This is a genomic window from Acetobacterium sp. K1/6, from assembly GCF_034438075.1.
Taxonomy (GTDB): domain Bacteria; phylum Bacillota; class Clostridia; order Eubacteriales; family Eubacteriaceae; genus Acetobacterium; species Acetobacterium carbinolicum.
The window spans coordinates 83,047-99,038 of the sequence record NZ_JAXQGA010000010.1; the positions used below are offsets into that span (position 1 = coordinate 83,047).

Here is a 15,992-nt window from a genome sequence, read left to right on the forward strand (position 1 = left end):
ATGTTTCACGTGAAACATGAGGCCCGTAATAATTAACAGTATCAGAACTAAACGAGCCAGATTGCTTATGGTCGTTTTGCAAGGATAGTGCGAGTGATTAAATTTAAGGAGTAGAGTATGGCGAAAATCGTGGCAGTATTTAATCAAAAAGGTGGGGTTGGAAAAACCACCACCAATATCAACTTAACCACTGCCCTCAGTTTAGAAGGATACCGGATCCTGGTTATTGACATTGACCCCCAGGGCAATACCAGCAGCGGATTCGGAATTGAAAAGAATAATCTAAAAAAAAGTGTTTATAATGGCATTATCCATGGTGACGACCTGAAAGAGATTATTTTGACTACTTCTTACGAGAATCTTCATATTCTTCCATCCCATCCCGATCTGGCTGGGGCTGAAATTGAACTGACAAACATGTCACAACGAGAATTGCGCCTCAAAAATAGCATTGAGAATGTCAAACCATTCTATGATTATATATTTATTGACTGCCCGCCATCACTCGGATTATTAACCATTAATGCGCTGGCGATGACAAATACGGTACTAATCCCGATTCAGTGTGAGTTTTATGCCTTAGAAGGAGTAAGTCAACTGATGAATACCATCAGTCTGGTCAAACAGGGACTCAATCCTCAACTGGAAATTGAGGGTGTTCTGATGACCATGTTCGATAGCCGGACGAACTTATCAAACCAGGTTGTCGATGAGGTGGTTGATTATTTCAAGGATAAGGTTTATGAAACGATGATTCCCAGAAATATACGGCTAGCAGAAGCACCCAGTTACGGGCAGACTATTTTTGAATATGCCAACGCTTCAAAGGGATCAAAAGCATATCTTGCCCTTGCAAAAGAGTTCATACAGAGACAGGAGTAGTTATGGGAAAAAATACAGGTTTAGGAAAAGGTTTGAGAGCGTTGTTTCCTGAAGAAGCGATGGTTACTTCACAAGAAGATGAGGTTTTGGCGGTTGATCTTGAGAAGCTTGTTTTTTATGTAAAAACAAATAATCTTAAGCCAAATCCGAAACAACCGCGAAAAACCTTTGATCGCAATAAATTGGAAGAATTGGGCGCTTCAATCAAAGAACATGGCATCGTTCAGCCACTGGTGGTTAAACCTGAAGCAAAAGGTTATACTATTATTGCGGGAGAACGACGCTGGCGGGCGGCAAACATGATTGGCTTGAAAGAGGTTCCGGTAATCGTAAAAGACTTGCCCCCGGAAGAAGTTCTGGAAATTGCCATTATTGAAAATGTGCAGCGGGAAAACCTAAATAGCATGGAAGAAGCGATGGCTTTTGTGGCGCTGATGGAAAACTTCAATCTAACTCAGGGTGAAATTGGCATAAGAATCGGGAAAAGCCGAACAGCCATTGCCAACACGCTCAGGCTTTTAAAACTGCCTAAAGTAATTCAGGAGCAGTTAGCTCAGGGTGAGATTACATCGGGCCATGCCCGAGCCATTCTGATTTTGGATGATCCGGAAAAAATGATCACCTTTGCGAATGAGATCATTGAAAAGGGAATGAGTGTCCGGGAAGCAGAAAACCGCATAAAAAAAATGCAGGCAGAAGGTTTGGCAAAACCGTTGCAGAAGAAAAAAGAAGATAATAAGGGATATATCATCGAAATTCAGGATGCTTTAGAGAAAAAATTTGAGACTAAAGTTCATTTAAGCAGCCGCGGTAAAAAAGGGAAAATTGAGTTTGTCTATTCGTCACTGGAAGAATTGGATCGTCTGCTCGAACAATTGGGATATGAAAAAACAAACTAAAACCCGTCAAATTATGACAATTCAATTATGAAATGGAGAAAATAATGAATCAAATCAAAAGAAAGAGGCGATTGTCGGCGTTAGAAGCTGCAGTATTGGGAAATATCCTCTATATTGTGATTGTTCTGATATTTAAAAATGTCTTTGATCAACTCAGGTCAAGTGATTTTAACTATTTATTTAATGGCGTTCAATTGCTAACCATTGGGATGTTTTGGATAATCTTGTTTGCCATCAGTTTTAAAAACATCAGTGGAAATGAAAAGCCAAGGGCACTTAAATATGTAGTTTACAGCTTGATACCAATTATTGTTTTAACGGTCACATTAACCGTTGTTGCCACTATGAATCCGGGACAGGACACCAATAGTATCTGGAATCAATTTTCCTTTATTGCCGCGCCGACGATCTTTTGGTATTTGCCATATGGGTTAATTTATCAACTGATTGGCAGTGAAATATCAATCTTTATCCTGTTCGGAATCGCCTTAATTCTGACAATTGTATTTCAGCTCTTTGGCATTATTTTAGGACGAATCATCGGCCGAAAATATCGGGAAGAGACGAGAGCGGAAGATCAGCGGGATTTGGAGTTTGAAGCAGAAGCAAAGAAAGACAAGAGAAAACCCCGTCGAAAATCAAAAATGCCGAAACGGGAAAGTATTGGTCTGGATGGACTTTCTAATGAACAGATCAATGAAGGTTTCACACCTAAGGATACCGAAACAATGAGCATGACAGGGGTAATCATTGAAGAGAATTATGTTGCACCAGAACGAATAAATTACCGAAAACCACGTCGAGAAAGGTCCGAATCCGGTCTTTTCGAGAGTGTTGACGCCACTGGGGAAGAAAAACGCTTTAACGCTGAAAAAGTTCCGCCAACGTTTGAAACGGATATTAAGCCAGCGGCGATACCGGAAATAGCAGCAGCTAAGGCTGCTAGCAAGGCGCAGTCGGATTCGGTCGATCAATGGAACCAATCGAATCGCATTGAACGGGATGATTTAAACAAAGGTATAAATCAGCATGAAGAAACAGACGATAAGTCGTTTTTAAAAGAAACCAGCGCAGTGCGGATTATTAATGAAGAAGATATTGAAGAATATTACAGGAATAAAAAATGAGTTTATCATCATTAACATCACTTGATTTTATTTGCATCCTGATTTGCTTGCTTTCAGGAATCGCAGGATACAAACGAGGTGCAATAAATACCCTGATTAGTTTCGGGGGATTTATTGCATCTTTTGTAATAGCCTGGATTTTTTCACCACTGCTGGCAGACTGGCTGATTCAGTCAGGCGTACTTAATGGCCTGTTCGAAACCATAAATGTGGAAGCTGTTTCGCAGTCGCTGATCGATCTTGGGGCCCAGCAAAGTGGCTTAACCACCTCGCTGTTGGGAGACGCGCTCATAAGCGGTGGCCAATCGGTAGTGGACCAGAGCCTAACCGCGATAGCGGGGTTGATTAGGCATGGGATTGCTCAAAGCATCAGTTTTGGAATCATTGTTTTGGGGGTCACTATTTTATGTTGGATCCTGCAGATTATTTTTCTCGGGATCACCAAAATGCCCGTCATTGGAACAATCAATCGTCTGGCGGGAACGCTCCTTGGGCTGATTTTAGGGGGCTCAATCATCGCCGTTATGCTTTGGATCTTTTCAGCAATCAATCTTTCAACCGGCGGTGTCACAAATTTACCAACGGCCGAGAATAGCAGTCTGATTCAAATAGTGGTACCAATTGTGCGTAGCTATATCGGAATTCAATAGGAGATAATAATGGAGTCTTTAACAGCAAGTTTTTCATCTTATTTAAGCCAAATCGATTTTTCGAATCTTTTACAAAAAACTCTGGTTTCGGTAATTGTGCTGATTGCTGTAGTGATCAGCCTAAAAATAACCTATGGTGTGGTCAATCGGGTTTTTGACCCCGAAAAGCTCGGTCTTGAACCCCGGGATATCCGTCGAATCACGACCTTAAACCATGTTACAAAAGCCGCCATTAGAGCCGGCGTCTGGACCCTGGCGAGCTTGATTATCCTGGGTCAGTTTATTAATGTGGGTTCACTACTGGCAGTAGCTGGAGTCGGAACACTGGCCATTGGTTTTGGTGCCCAGGGTATTGTCGAAGATGTAATGAGCGGCTTTGTGATTGTCTTTGAAAATCAATTCAGTGTCGGCGATTATGTGATCATCGATGAGACACACTATGGGATCGTGGAGAGTATTGGCATCCGCACCACCAGTGTCAGGGAATTTGATGGCGGGCTCTTTATTATTCATAACGGAAAAATTGACCGCTTAATAAATTTTTCCAAGGGATATGTAAAAGCCATTGTCGATGTGGGTTTTGCTTATGAGGAAGACATTAACAAGGTGAAGGAAATACTGGAAGAAATATGTACGGATCTTCATGAGAATCATCAGGATCTGTTTAAAATACGACCAGAAATACTGGGTGTAACCCGACTGGATCCATCGGCAGTTAATATTCGTGTCGTTTGCGATGAGGACGCCTCATCTAAATTTATGGCTGAAAATACCCTAAGACAGCGCATCAAAGAAGTCTTTGATGAAAGAGGGATCGAAATACCATATAATAAAACCGTTATTTACAATCGCGAAGCAATTAAAAAAATGCATGAAAAAAGCTGAGGTGAAACATGGAAACAAAGATTTATGAACTTGGGGATCGGGTTGAAATGAAAAAAAAGCACCCCTGTGGGAGTTTCCAGTGGGAAATCATCCGGATGGGGGCGGATATCAAGATTAAGTGTCTTGGTTGTGGCCATATTGTTATGCTACCGCGCTCCAAGTTTAATAAGCAGATAAAAAAAGTTGTGATCAATGAGGACAAGGTAGAAAAATGAAAACTTATTTTATGACCCATTGGAATGGTGCAGAAACGTACTTTGAAAAAAATCTAAAATCGACATACTATTTTTGTCTGGCATTTTTTGGAATAATGATTATTTTAAATACCTTACTATTTCTAAATGATCCCGGATTGAGTCAAAGTTATTTTAAAGAATTGCAGTCTTTATTCAATCAAAAGGAATTTCTTAACAGCACTGGCGTCGAATTATGGTTTGGAATTTTCTTTAATAACGTCATCGCCAGTGGGATCAGCATCCTTTTGGGAATGATTCCTTTTTTGTTTTTACCAATGTTTTCATTGGCCTCCAATGCCATCGTGATCGGGCTTATTGGAGCCGTCTATCAAACAAACGGCTTTGGTTGGTTTGTCTTTTTAGTTGGTATTTTACCACATGGGATTATTGAGATCCCGGCACTGATCCTTGGGGTGACATTAGGGGTTAATATCTGCTTTAAGTTAGTTAAAGCAATTCTAAAAAGAAGTATTAAAGGCGAATTGAAACAGGCATTTATAGGATGTTTGCGTATTTACGTATTATGGGTCATCCCACTCTTCTTCGTTGCGGCATTTATTGAAACATTTTTGACGCCAATTCTTTTTAATGTCGTTCTGCCGGCGTGAATAAAATATTAAAACAAAACACTTGCATGAATTGAAAGATATGATATAATTAAAAGCTGTAATCCTTGCTTGCTGGAAAAGTGAGCCATAGTCCATGAGGAGGTGAAATGGAATGAGAAAGTACGAAACATTATTTGTTTTAAAACCGGATCTTGAAAAAGAAGCGATTGAAGAATTAGTTGGCAAAGTAAAAGCTGTTATTGAAGCGGCTGGAGAAATTGAAAAAGTCGATGAATGGGGCAAAAGAAAATTAGCCTACGAAATTGCTAAAAAGTATCAAGAAGGCTTCTACGTATTAATCGACTTCAAAGCTGAGAACTCAGTGCTTGATGCATTGGATCATTTATACAAAATAAACGAACAGTTTATTCGAAGTATTGTAATTAAAAAAGAGAAATAGGGGGCAATTCTGTGAATAAAGTAATTTTACTAGGAAGACTAACCCGAGATCCTGAGATGAAAAACACCACCACAGGTAAAGCAGTTACCCGATTTAGTCTCGCTGTCGATCGTCGCTTTAAAAATAAAGACGGTCAAAAAGAAGCCGACTTTATTAACATTGTGGTATGGGGAAAACAGGCAGAATTTGCGGCGCAATATCTGACTAAAGGAAGCCAAATCAGTTTATCTGGACGACTAGAAGCAAGAAGTTACGAAGCACAGGATGGTCAACGACGCTATATCACAGAAGTTGTTGCAGATGAGATTAATTTCGTGTCTTCCGGCCAGAAATCTTCTAACGCCGGCGCCGGTTTCCAACAAACTTCAGCGCCACAAAGCGCAAATAATAATAATATGTCAGTAATGGGATTAGATGAAGATTTTCATTTAATGGCCGATGATGACGATATACCTTTTTAAGATAGGAGGAAAAATTTAATGCCAAAACCATTTAAAAAGCGAAGAAAAGTTTGTGAGTTCTGCGAACGAAAAGTAGAAAATGTTGATTATAAAGATGTAATCACACTGAAGAAATTCGTTTCCGAACGTGGTAAAATTCTACCAAGACGAGCCACTGGGACCTGTGCTAAACATCAGAGAAAGGTAACTGAAGCGATTAAACGTGCGCGAAACGTTGCCCTTTTACCATATAGCTCAAATAACTAGAAATTTTAAAGCTGTTTGTTTCAGGAAGGTCCTGAAACAAACAGCTTTTTGCATGTTATCGAGGATAAACGGGGCCCACAAAGAGCGAATCATTTGGGAAGTCGATTATTCCGATAGCCAAAACGATAAAATACCAAAAACCGCATTCTTGAGAAATTCGGGATAAACACGCACAAAAATAATGGGCATTTTCTTTTATTGTGATATAATGGTTTGGTAACTTTTTACGCATAAATAAACTGCGTATGTGAACAGTTAAGTTGCCAATTTGGAGGATTAATGAAAACACGCGGAATAACAGAAGGTGCGATATTTTGTGCACTGGGAGTCATGCTTACTTTAATCAGCTATTATCTGCCGTTCTTTATACTATTAGTATGTTTCATACCGGTACCAATGGTAATTTTGGGGAAACGCCAGGGTTTGAAGGTCAGTATTCTTTCTAGCGTCGCGGCCACCATTCTAATCGGTCTGTTTTTAGGACCCCTCAATGGGATTTCCTTTGGGGCCCTGATGCTCTTTGTCGGGTGCAGTTTAGGATTTGCATATCATCGTGATTTAGCGCCATTAAAAAAAGTTGTTATCGGTATTATTGGTTTTTTGATTTTACTGATCGCGGTGGTTGTCGGTTATGAGTTTGTGATGGGGATCAGTTTTACCGATCTGCTGTTTCAGACCCTGGAGCAGAGTACCCGTGAGGTGATAACGCTTTATGAAAGTACCAATTTAATCGATGCCGAACAAGTATCAATCGCTAAAGATGACATGGCAATGAATATTGAAATGATGAAACTGGCACTGCCTAGCACATTTCTGTTAATGCCAGTTGTTTTTGGAATGATAAATGTTTTAGTTTCAGACATGATCTTAAAACGAATTGGTTATCCGGTAAAAACCTTTAAACCGCTGAGCCAATGGGAAATGCCGGTCACACTCAAATATTTTCTGATGGTAATCTTACTGGGTGATTTTATTATCAGTCTATTTCAGGTAACCAGTATTCCGCTCATTTACATTGTGACCGTCATGAATTTTACAAATATTATTTTTTTTGTGATGGGTATTGCGCTTATTTTTAACTACCTGGATTACAAAAAAATAAAAAATACAGGGGTGAAGGTTTTAGTCGTTCTGCTCAGTTTTTTGCTCAGCTCAGTTATTACCATTGTCGGAGTGGCTGATACTTACATCGGAATTCGCCAGATTTATCGAAGGGAGTCCCAGATAAAATGAAAGAATCGAAGAAAGGTGTTGTCCGGTTTGCTATTGCGGCCGAGTTGCTTGTTTCGGTCATTCTTGGCTTTTATAATATTTATTGGGGTATTGCCGGAGTGGCGATCTTTGTGATCCTGATTATTTATTATACCCAAAACATTAATATTGATGAGATTAAGATCGATAAGGCGATTGATGAAATATACGGCGATCTGGATAAGATCAATCAGGAGCGGATGTATGAAATGCCCATCGCCATGACCATTGTCGATAATGAGGGGATGATTTATTGGTATAATCAGGCTTTTGGAAAGGCCTTTAAGAAAGAGAAAGAAGGCTTGTTCAAAAAAAACATCGTCAACGAGTTGGATTTTAATCTGGCCGAAGCGGTTAAAGCGGATGAATTTACCTTCCATCATGAAGAGCGGGATTATGGGGTGGTCACCAACGCCTTTTCAGATAAGGTGCACAGTTTTGAGTTGCTCCATTTTTTTGATATCACCGAACAGAGTAAGCAACGCCAACTGTATCGAAAAAATTCGCCCTTGTTTTGCTATATTGTCATCGACAATTATGATGATATCATTGAACAAATCCCCAGTCATAAACGCTCGGCGATTTTGGGACAGGTGGATCTTAAGTTAAACGAATGGGCCAAGCAGCTTGGCAGTGCCATTATCAAGTATGAAAGTGATCGCTATTTAATGATTTTTGAGCGGGGCAAAATCTGTGCGCTGCAAAAAGAAACCTTTAAAATATTAGATGAGATTCGGGAAATTGAAAACGATGAAAAAATTCCGATAACCCTCAGTATTGGTATTGGAATCTCGGAGAGCATTCTGGGAATTGTCGAATCCCAGGAATTATCCAAGTCGGCACTCGATATTGCCCTGGCCCGGGGTGGTGATCAGGCGGTGGTTCGGCAAGATGAAAAAATGTCATTTTACGGCGGCAAAACTGAAGCCACCGAAAAAAGAACCAAGGTCAAGGCCCGGGTTAAGGCTCATGGTCTGAAAGAGCTGATTAAAGAAGCCGATCACGTTTTGCTAATGGGGCATCAGAATCCGGATATGGATTGTCTGGGCTCAGCGGTAGGTTTGCTGGGAGCCTGTAAATCTCTGGGTAAAGAAGGAAAAATAGTCGTTCGCGAAATTAACTACTCGATTAAATCACTTTTTGACTATTTACTGGAAAACGAAGCCTATCAGGATGCGTTTATCACTCCTAAAGAAGCAGAAAACTATGCGACTAAAAACACCTTACTGATCATCGTTGATACCCAAACGGTGAATTATCTGGAAATGCCAGGTCTCGTCGATCAGATCCCTAAGATTGTCGTTATCGATCATCATCGGCGATCCGGGAAGGCAATTAAGGAAACCTTGCTGAACTATACCGAAACCTATGCTTCATCGACTTGTGAGTTGGTAACGGAGCTACTCCAGTATTTTGATGAGAAGAATCATCTGACGGTCATTGAGGCCAACGCGCTGATGGCAGGGATTTGTATGGATACCAAAATGTTTACCATGAAAACCGGGGTGCGAACCTTTGAAGCGGCATCCTATTTAAAACGAAAAGGCGCGGATACGATTATCAGTAAGATCCTGCTGCAGGATGACTTAACGACGTATACGGCAAAGTCGGATGCGGTCAAAAATGCTAAAATATACTTTGATAACATTGCCATTTCAACCTTTGAAAACAATACTGATTATGGCAAGGTTATCGCTGCCCAGGCAGCCGATGAACTGCTAAACATCAAAGGGATTGTGGCTTCCTTTATTATTTTAAAAAATGATGAAGGTTTGGCCATCAGCGCCCGTTCGATGGGCGAAGTCAATGTACAGGTAATCTTGGAAACACTCGGCGGCGGCGGGCATTTAGCCATTGCCGGAGCGCAATTCCCGGGGGAAAATAATCTTGAAACCGGAAAAGAGCTACTACTCACCGCCATTAAAGAATATAAGAAGGAGAATGGATCATGAAAGTAATATTATTAGAAAATGTAAAAAATGTTGGAAATAAAGGTGATATTGTTGAAGTTAAAGATGGCTATGGTCGAAACTTCCTGATTAAAACCGGCAAGGGTATTATTGGCAATAAGGAAAACATTGCCATGGCGGAACAAAACAAGGCGGATGAAGCGAATAAGGTTGAAACGGAGCGACTGGCAGCGGTTGAGTTGGCAAAAAAAATTGATCAAACAGAAATTACCATTACCGAACGGGCCGGAGAAGATGGCAAGCTGTTTGGATCGGTTACCAGTAAAGATATTACCGAAGCGCTGGAAAAGCAAAAGGACATCAAGGTTGATAAACGTAAGATTGAACTGGAGATGCCACTGCGAAATGTGGGCCGCGCTGAGGTTAAAATTAAAACCTACCAGGGTGTCATGGGAAAACTGACCGTTATTATCAAAGGCGAAGCCTAGGAGACTAAGTGGTGAAAAATGCCAAAGTCCCACCACATAATTTAGAAGCGGAGCAGTCTGTTTTAGGCGCCATCCTGATGGATGAGTCTAATATTGCCCGGGCTGAAGAGTTGTTATCGCCCCATGACTTTTATCGGGGGGCCCATAAAGAGATTTATGAAGCGATGCTTGATCTGCACAACGAACGAAAACCCATCGATACCGTCACGCTGATCAACTCGCTTAGGAACCGCGGAGTGCTGGAAAAAATTGGCGGCGTTGGTTATCTTAGTGAGCTTATTGAGATGGTGCCAATTAATCGAAACTATCTGGAATACTGCCAGATCGTTCATGAAAAGGCGGTGATTCGAAATCTTATCCAAACCGCGACTCAGATTCTGGAAGACAGTTATGGTCAGTATGAAAATATCGGGGATGTGATTGACCGGGCCGAACAGGAAATCTTCAAGGTTTCTCAGGGACGACGAACCGGTGATTTTCAAAGTATTCAAGAAACCCTTAGCACCACTCTGGCTCAAATAGAAGCCATTGAAAGTAAAAAAGGCAAGCTCACCGGCATCGAAACGGGCTTTACCGAGCTTAATCATATTACCTCCGGCTTACAACCGTCGGATCTGATTATTGTGGCGGCCCGGCCATCGATGGGGAAAACCGCCTTTGCATTGAATATTGCCCAAAATGCTGCCGTCAAAGATAATCGGTCGGTGGCTATTTTCAGCCTGGAAATGTCCAAAGAGCAGTTGGTTCAACGGATGCTTTGTGCCGCCTCATTGGTGGACAGCAATAACGTCCGTACCGGTAACCTGAGTAAGGAAGACTGGGAGCGGATGGTGGTTGGTTATAATACCCTCTACGGGGCCAGCATTTTTATTGATGACACCCCGGGGATCACGGTTTCGGAGGTTCGCTCCAAATGTCGACGGCTAAAAACCGAGAAATCCCTGGATCTGATTGTGATTGACTACCTGCAGCTAATGAGCGGCGGCAACCGTAGTGAAAACCGGCAAAATGAAATCTCCGAAATGTCCCGGGGTCTTAAAGCCCTGGCCCGGGAAATGGAAGCTCCGGTGATTGCGCTGTCTCAGCTTAGTCGTGCGCCGGATGCAAGGACCGATCATCACCCGGTGATGTCGGATCTGCGTGAATCGGGTTCGATCGAGCAGGATGCCGATGTAATCATGCTCTTGTATCGGGAATTCTATTATGATCAAAACCCGGAGCTCAAAAATTTATCAGAATTAATCATTGCCAAGCAACGTAATGGTCCCGTCGGAACCATTCGTTTGGCATGGATTCCCGAATATACAAAATTCAACGATCTGGCGCCAGGTTACAATGATGACTACGGCCCAGATGCGTTTGCATAAAGGAAGAACAACATGAAATATGATGTGATAATCATCGGAGCGGGACCTAGCGGTATTTTTGCTGCCATGGAACTGGCGAAGAAAAATAAGACCCTAAAGATCCTGATGTTAGAAAAAGGCAATTCCATTGAAAAACGGATTTGTCCGAAACGCCAGACCAATGTCTGTATTGGCTGCAAGCCCTGTAATATTACCACCGGTTTTGCTGGCGCCGGAGCCTATTCGGATGGCAAGCTGTCGCTTTCACCCGATGTTGGTGGTGAATTGCCAGAATATATCGGCTATAATGCGACGGTCGATCTGATTAAGTATGTCGATGATCTCTACATCGAGTTTGGTGCCGACAAACGGGTTCATGGGTTGGATAATCCCGAAAAAATCCGCGATATCCGCACCAAAGCGATCCAGAGCAATTTAAAACTGATTGAATGTCCGGTCCGCCATATGGGCACCGAGGTCGGTTATACCATTTATCAGCGGATTCAAAACTACTTAATTAATGATCTGGGCATTGAAATTAAATTTCGGACTGCGGTGCAAAGTCTAGTGGTCGAAGATAACACGGTTGTTGGGGTTGTGGCCAAGGGTGAAACCTACAGGGCCGATAAGGTGCTCGTGGCGGTCGGTCGGGATGGTTCCGAATGGTTTACTTCGATGTGTGAATCTTACAAGGTTGAAACAAAGGTCGGAAAAATTGATATCGGGATTCGGTTAGAAACCCGAAACGAGGTCATGCAGGAAATTAATGATGCCCTTTACGAAGGTAAGCTGGTCTATTATACCCCTACTTTTGATGACAGTGTCCGAACCTTTTGTTCAAACCCCGGCGGCGTGGTTTCGACTGAATACTATGATAACCAGTTGGCAGTGGTCAATGGCCACAGCTATAAATCCGATAAGTTAAAAACGAACAACACCAATTTTGCGCTGCTTGTTTCTAAAAGCTTTACGGAACCCTTTAGGGAAGCGGTGGCTTATGGCAAGCACATTGCCAGCCTGGGAAACATGCTTACCGGCAACAAGATCATGGTTCAGCGTTACGGTGACTTCTTAAGAGGTCGGCGCACCACTCAGGAACGGCTGATGCGTAATAACATCCAGCCGACCTTAATTGATGCGGTGCCCGGGGATCTTTGCTTAGTCTTGCCCTACCGGATTATGAAGGACATTGATGAAATGATTCAGGCCCTGGATCATGTGTCACCTGGTTTAGCCAGTGACGAAACCCTGCTTTACGGGGTGGAGGTTAAGTTTTATTCCAATAAGGTAACGGTCGATAAAAACTTTCAGTCCAGCATTAAGAATCTCTACGTGCTGGGTGATGGTGCCGGGGTAACCAGGGGGTTGATGCAGGCATCCGCCAATGGGGTGTATGTGGCCAGAAACCTCTATAACGAATAGATGTCCGGAAAACTATATATTGTTGGTACTCCAATCGGGAATCTGGACGATATGAGCATCCGGGGATTAAGAGTCTTGCAGGAGGTTGATCTGATCGCTGCTGAAGATACGAGACATTCGATTAAGCTGCTCAATCACTTTGAAATTTCCAAAAAGATGGTGGCCTATCATCAACATAACGAACAACAGTCCAGTGAAGGCCTCATGCAACTGTTAAAACAAGGCCAGGACATCGCCCTGATTTCCGATGCCGGGATGCCGCTGATCTCTGATCCGGGATCGGTGCTGGTAAAAAGCTGTGTTGAGAATGACATTGCGCTGGAAGTGGTTCCCGGCCCTAACGCCGGACTCTGCGGTCTGGTGCTGTCAGGACTTAATACCCGCTCTTTTTTGTTTCTCGGTTTTTTAGGCAAAGAAAATAAGGCCGTTAAAGAAGGCCTTAAACGAATCGAAGCATCGGAGTTTACCGTCGTCCTTTACGAATCCCCCCACCGGCTATCAAAAACCCTGGAAATTCTTGATCAGCAGGGTCTGGGTCACCGGCAGATGAGTATTTCAAGAGAAATTACCAAACGCTACGAGGAAACCCGCTATGGCACGATCAAGGAACACCTTCATTATTATCAGGAGCAGTCCCCCCGCGGCGAATATGTGCTCTGTATTGAAGGCCGGACCGCCGACGAAGGCAACGCCGCAGCTGGACTGGAACTGGAAAGCCTGAGTCTCGAAGAACATCTGGAATATTATCTGAATACGGGCCTGCCGGAAAAAGAAGCCATGAAAGCCGTGGCCAAAGACCGGAATATTTCCAGGCGGGATGTTTATAATGCGGTTAAACGATAAAGCCCTTGAAAAAATCTGGAATTAAAGTATAATAGGGATAGCAATTAAAAAAGCAATAAAAAATTACGATGAAGAGAAGAGTAGGTGTGGGCACTGTGAAGAGCGAGCCGGGATGGTGAAAGCCGGTGACAGAAAAAGCATTGAAGATGGCCTCGGAGTAAGTTTGGGTGAATGTTTTAGCCTGGACCGCTTGACGCGATAAAACTGAAAGTTTAGATAACTTATGAAGGCATTATTTGTGAGAATAGTGCGAACTAAGGTGGTAACGCGAACCCTTCGCCCTTAACTGGACGGGGGGTTTTTTGTGGATTAAGCCATCAAATACGGAAGAATCAATAAAAGGAGAAGTTTATGACAGACAAAACATTTTATATTTCAACCCCCATTTATTATCCCAGTGGAAACCTGCATATCGGCCATACCTATACCACGGTGGCAGCGGATACAATTACCCGGTTTAAAAAACTGCAGGGCTATGATACCTATTTTTTAACCGGTACCGATGAACATGGCCAAAAGATTGAAAAGGTGGCCGAAGCCGCAGGAGTTGCGCCTCAGGCCTATGTCGATGGGATTGTCACCGGGATCAAAAACCTCTGGGAGACGATGAACATCAACTACGATCAGTTTATTCGAACGACCGATCCCGAGCATGAAAAAACGATTCAACGTATTTTTAAAAAGCTCTATGATCAGGGTGATATTTATAAATCCAACTATGAAGGTTGGTACTGTACGCCGTGCGAATCGTTCTGGACCGAAAGTCAATTAGTCGATGGGAATTGTCCGGACTGTGGACGGCCGGTGGAAAAAGCCTCGGAAGAAGCCTACTTCTTTAGAATGTCAAAATATGCCGATGGTCTGATGAAATATATTGACGATAACCCTCACTTTATTCAGCCCGAATCGCGAAAAAATGAAATGATCAATAACTTTATTAAACCCGGCTTGCAGGATTTATGCGTTTCCCGGACCTCCTTTACCTGGGGGGTACCGGTGGATTTTGATCCCGGACATGTCGTTTATGTGTGGATTGATGCCCTGCCCAACTACATCTCAGCCCTCGGTTACCTCAATGATAAACCCAACCTGATGGATCGGTACTGGCCGGCTGATGTTCATCTGGTCGGCAAAGATATTATCCGTTTCCATACCATTTACTGGCCAATTATCCTGATGGCGTTAAAATTACCGCTACCCAAACAGGTTTATGGCCATGGTTGGATCCTTCTAAAAGGTGGCAAAATGTCCAAATCGGTGGGGAATGTGGTCGATCCGGTGGTACTCGTGGAAAAGTATGGCGTCGATGCCGTGCGCTACCATGTGCTTCGGGAAATGAGCTATGGTTCCGACGGCGTTTATAATGAAGACCTGCTAGTCAGCCATATCAATTCCGATCTGGCCAATGACCTCGGCAACCTGCTCAGCCGGACCCTGGCGATGACCGATAAATACTTTGGCGGTGTGATTCCCAAAGAACGGGAAAAAGCTGAAATCGACCGTGACCTGATTGAACTGGCCGAGAAAACCCCGGGGCTTGTCAGTGCTTACATGGACAAACTGGATTTTAGCCGGGCCCTGGAAGAAACCTGGAAACTGATTTCCCGTTCCAATAAATATATTGATGAAACCCAACCCTGGATACTGGGAAAAACCCCGGAAAAACAAGCCCGATTGGCCCAGGTGATGTATAACCTGACCGAAGCGCTACGGATTGTCACGGTGCTGATTTCCGCGGCAATGCCAGAAACCGCCCAAAAAATCGGCGAACAGCTAAAATGTCCGGCGGATTGTTTAACCTGGGACAGCTTAAAGCATTTTGGGGGCTATCCCGAAGGCCTCAAAATTGAACGTTGCGACGCCCTGTTCCCGCGGATTGAGCTTGAAAAAAAGGAAGCTAAACCGGTCAAAGAAGCTGCGAAAGCCAAAAAAGAAAAGGATGCCGAAACGCAACAAGAACTGCCGGAGGGCCTGATCACCATTGACGACTTTGCCAAGGTGAAGTTGCGGGTGGCCGAAGTGGTGGCCTGTGAACCCCATCCCGATGCCGATCGATTACTGGTTTTACAGCTTTTGGTGGGTCAGGAAAAACGTCAGGTGGTATCTGGTATTGCCAAATATTATGCCCCGGAAGATCTGGTTGGAAAAACCGTCATTCTGGTGGCTAACTTAAAACCGGTCAACCTCCGGGGTCTGGAATCCAACGGGATGATTTTAGCCGCGACCAAGGGCAAAAAATTGTCATTGGTGACGGTCGATGGTATTCCCTCCGGCGGAAAAGTTTCATAATAATTAGAACGATTTGCTGGCTGGTTGAAAATGGTTGTAAGTCAACCAG

At 43.1% G+C, this 15,992-nt stretch carries 17 protein-coding genes; all 17 read left to right on the forward strand.

The features are described from left to right. Positions 1–117: 117 nt before the first annotated feature. On the forward strand, positions 118–882 hold the full coding sequence (locus U2P91_RS10675) for a ParA family protein (protein WP_111888563.1): 765 nt from the start codon (positions 118–120) through the stop codon (positions 880–882). Positions 883–884: 2 nt separating this feature from the next. Beyond that, positions 885–1,781 (forward strand): ParB/RepB/Spo0J family partition protein, encoded by an 897-nt coding sequence (locus tag U2P91_RS10680; RefSeq protein WP_111888564.1) that lies wholly within the window; start codon positions 885–887, stop codon positions 1,779–1,781. 44 nt (positions 1,782–1,825) lie between these two features. Beyond that, entirely contained in the window at positions 1,826–2,908 is a 1,083-nt protein-coding gene (locus tag U2P91_RS10685) for a hypothetical protein (protein WP_111888565.1), read from the forward strand. Continuing rightward, positions 2,905–3,558, forward strand: a complete 654-nt coding sequence (locus U2P91_RS10690; protein WP_111888566.1) for a CvpA family protein — start codon at positions 2,905–2,907, stop codon at positions 3,556–3,558. The genes U2P91_RS10685 and U2P91_RS10690 overlap by 4 nt, the downstream gene beginning before the upstream one ends. A 9-nt stretch (positions 3,559–3,567) precedes the next feature. Further along, entirely contained in the window at positions 3,568–4,443 is an 876-nt protein-coding gene (locus U2P91_RS10695) for a mechanosensitive ion channel family protein (protein ID WP_111888567.1), read from the forward strand. Positions 4,444–4,451: 8 nt separating this feature from the next. Beyond that, on the forward strand, positions 4,452–4,658 hold the full coding sequence (locus U2P91_RS10700) for a DUF951 domain-containing protein (RefSeq protein ID WP_111888568.1): 207 nt from the start codon (positions 4,452–4,454) through the stop codon (positions 4,656–4,658). After that, positions 4,655–5,287 (forward strand): stage II sporulation protein M, encoded by a 633-nt coding sequence (locus U2P91_RS10705; protein ID WP_111888569.1) that lies wholly within the window; start codon positions 4,655–4,657, stop codon positions 5,285–5,287. The genes U2P91_RS10700 and U2P91_RS10705 overlap by 4 nt, the downstream gene beginning before the upstream one ends. Before the next feature lie 112 nt (positions 5,288–5,399). After that, complete coding sequence (gene rpsF, locus U2P91_RS10710; RefSeq protein WP_111888570.1) at positions 5,400–5,687, forward strand: 30S ribosomal protein S6; 288 nt, start codon at positions 5,400–5,402, stop codon at positions 5,685–5,687. 11 nt (positions 5,688–5,698) lie between these two features. Next, positions 5,699–6,148, forward strand: coding sequence for a single-stranded DNA-binding protein (locus U2P91_RS10715; RefSeq protein WP_111888571.1), 450 nt, complete (start codon positions 5,699–5,701; stop codon positions 6,146–6,148). Between the two features lie 18 nt (positions 6,149–6,166). Continuing rightward, positions 6,167–6,394: a 30S ribosomal protein S18 gene (rpsR, locus tag U2P91_RS10720; protein WP_026394929.1), complete on the forward strand. Its 228-nt coding sequence runs from the start codon at positions 6,167–6,169 to the stop codon at positions 6,392–6,394. 279 nt (positions 6,395–6,673) lie between these two features. After that, a complete protein-coding gene (locus tag U2P91_RS10725) occupies positions 6,674–7,627 on the forward strand; it encodes a YybS family protein (protein WP_111888572.1) in 954 nt (317 codons plus the stop codon). Next, a complete protein-coding gene (locus U2P91_RS10730; protein ID WP_111888573.1) occupies positions 7,624–9,597 on the forward strand; it encodes a DHH family phosphoesterase in 1,974 nt (657 codons plus the stop codon). The genes U2P91_RS10725 and U2P91_RS10730 overlap by 4 nt, the downstream gene beginning before the upstream one ends. Further along, entirely contained in the window at positions 9,594–10,043 is a 450-nt protein-coding gene (gene rplI, locus U2P91_RS10735) for a 50S ribosomal protein L9 (protein ID WP_111888574.1), read from the forward strand. The genes U2P91_RS10730 and rplI overlap by 4 nt, the downstream gene beginning before the upstream one ends. A gap of 11 nt (positions 10,044–10,054) precedes the next feature. Then, a complete protein-coding gene (gene dnaB / locus U2P91_RS10740) occupies positions 10,055–11,410 on the forward strand; it encodes a replicative DNA helicase (RefSeq protein ID WP_111888575.1) in 1,356 nt (451 codons plus the stop codon). Positions 11,411–11,422: 12 nt separating this feature from the next. Then, positions 11,423–12,811, forward strand: a complete 1,389-nt coding sequence (locus U2P91_RS10745; protein ID WP_111888576.1) for an NAD(P)/FAD-dependent oxidoreductase — start codon at positions 11,423–11,425, stop codon at positions 12,809–12,811. Then, positions 12,812–13,654 carry a 16S rRNA (cytidine(1402)-2'-O)-methyltransferase gene (gene rsmI, locus U2P91_RS10750; RefSeq protein WP_111888577.1) on the forward strand — a complete coding sequence of 281 codons (843 nt, stop codon included), beginning with the start codon at positions 12,812–12,814 and terminating at the stop codon, positions 13,652–13,654. A 351-nt stretch (positions 13,655–14,005) separates the two neighbouring features. Continuing rightward, positions 14,006–15,943, forward strand: coding sequence for a methionine--tRNA ligase (gene metG, locus U2P91_RS10755; RefSeq protein ID WP_111888578.1), 1,938 nt, complete (start codon positions 14,006–14,008; stop codon positions 15,941–15,943). The last annotated feature ends 49 nt before the right edge of the window (positions 15,944–15,992 follow it).

Coding starts and splice junctions, on each gene's coding strand:
- U2P91_RS10675 (WP_111888563.1), top strand. CDS start 118: ATGGCGAAAATCGTGGCAGTATTTAATCAAAAAGGTGGGGTTGGAAAA.
- U2P91_RS10680 (WP_111888564.1), top strand. CDS start 885: ATGGGAAAAAATACAGGTTTAGGAAAAGGTTTGAGAGCGTTGTTTCCT.
- U2P91_RS10685 (WP_111888565.1), top strand. CDS start 1,826: ATGAATCAAATCAAAAGAAAGAGGCGATTGTCGGCGTTAGAAGCTGCA.
- U2P91_RS10690 (WP_111888566.1), top strand. CDS start 2,905: ATGAGTTTATCATCATTAACATCACTTGATTTTATTTGCATCCTGATT.
- U2P91_RS10695 (WP_111888567.1), top strand. CDS start 3,568: ATGGAGTCTTTAACAGCAAGTTTTTCATCTTATTTAAGCCAAATCGAT.
- U2P91_RS10700 (WP_111888568.1), top strand. CDS start 4,452: ATGGAAACAAAGATTTATGAACTTGGGGATCGGGTTGAAATGAAAAAA.
- U2P91_RS10705 (WP_111888569.1), top strand. CDS start 4,655: ATGAAAACTTATTTTATGACCCATTGGAATGGTGCAGAAACGTACTTT.
- rpsF (WP_111888570.1), top strand. CDS start 5,400: ATGAGAAAGTACGAAACATTATTTGTTTTAAAACCGGATCTTGAAAAA.
- rpsR (WP_026394929.1), top strand. CDS start 6,167: ATGCCAAAACCATTTAAAAAGCGAAGAAAAGTTTGTGAGTTCTGCGAA.
- U2P91_RS10725 (WP_111888572.1), top strand. CDS start 6,674: ATGAAAACACGCGGAATAACAGAAGGTGCGATATTTTGTGCACTGGGA.
- U2P91_RS10730 (WP_111888573.1), top strand. CDS start 7,624: ATGAAAGAATCGAAGAAAGGTGTTGTCCGGTTTGCTATTGCGGCCGAG.
- rplI (WP_111888574.1), top strand. CDS start 9,594: ATGAAAGTAATATTATTAGAAAATGTAAAAAATGTTGGAAATAAAGGT.
- U2P91_RS10745 (WP_111888576.1), top strand. CDS start 11,423: ATGAAATATGATGTGATAATCATCGGAGCGGGACCTAGCGGTATTTTT.
- rsmI (WP_111888577.1), top strand. CDS start 12,812: ATGTCCGGAAAACTATATATTGTTGGTACTCCAATCGGGAATCTGGAC.
- metG (WP_111888578.1), top strand. CDS start 14,006: ATGACAGACAAAACATTTTATATTTCAACCCCCATTTATTATCCCAGT.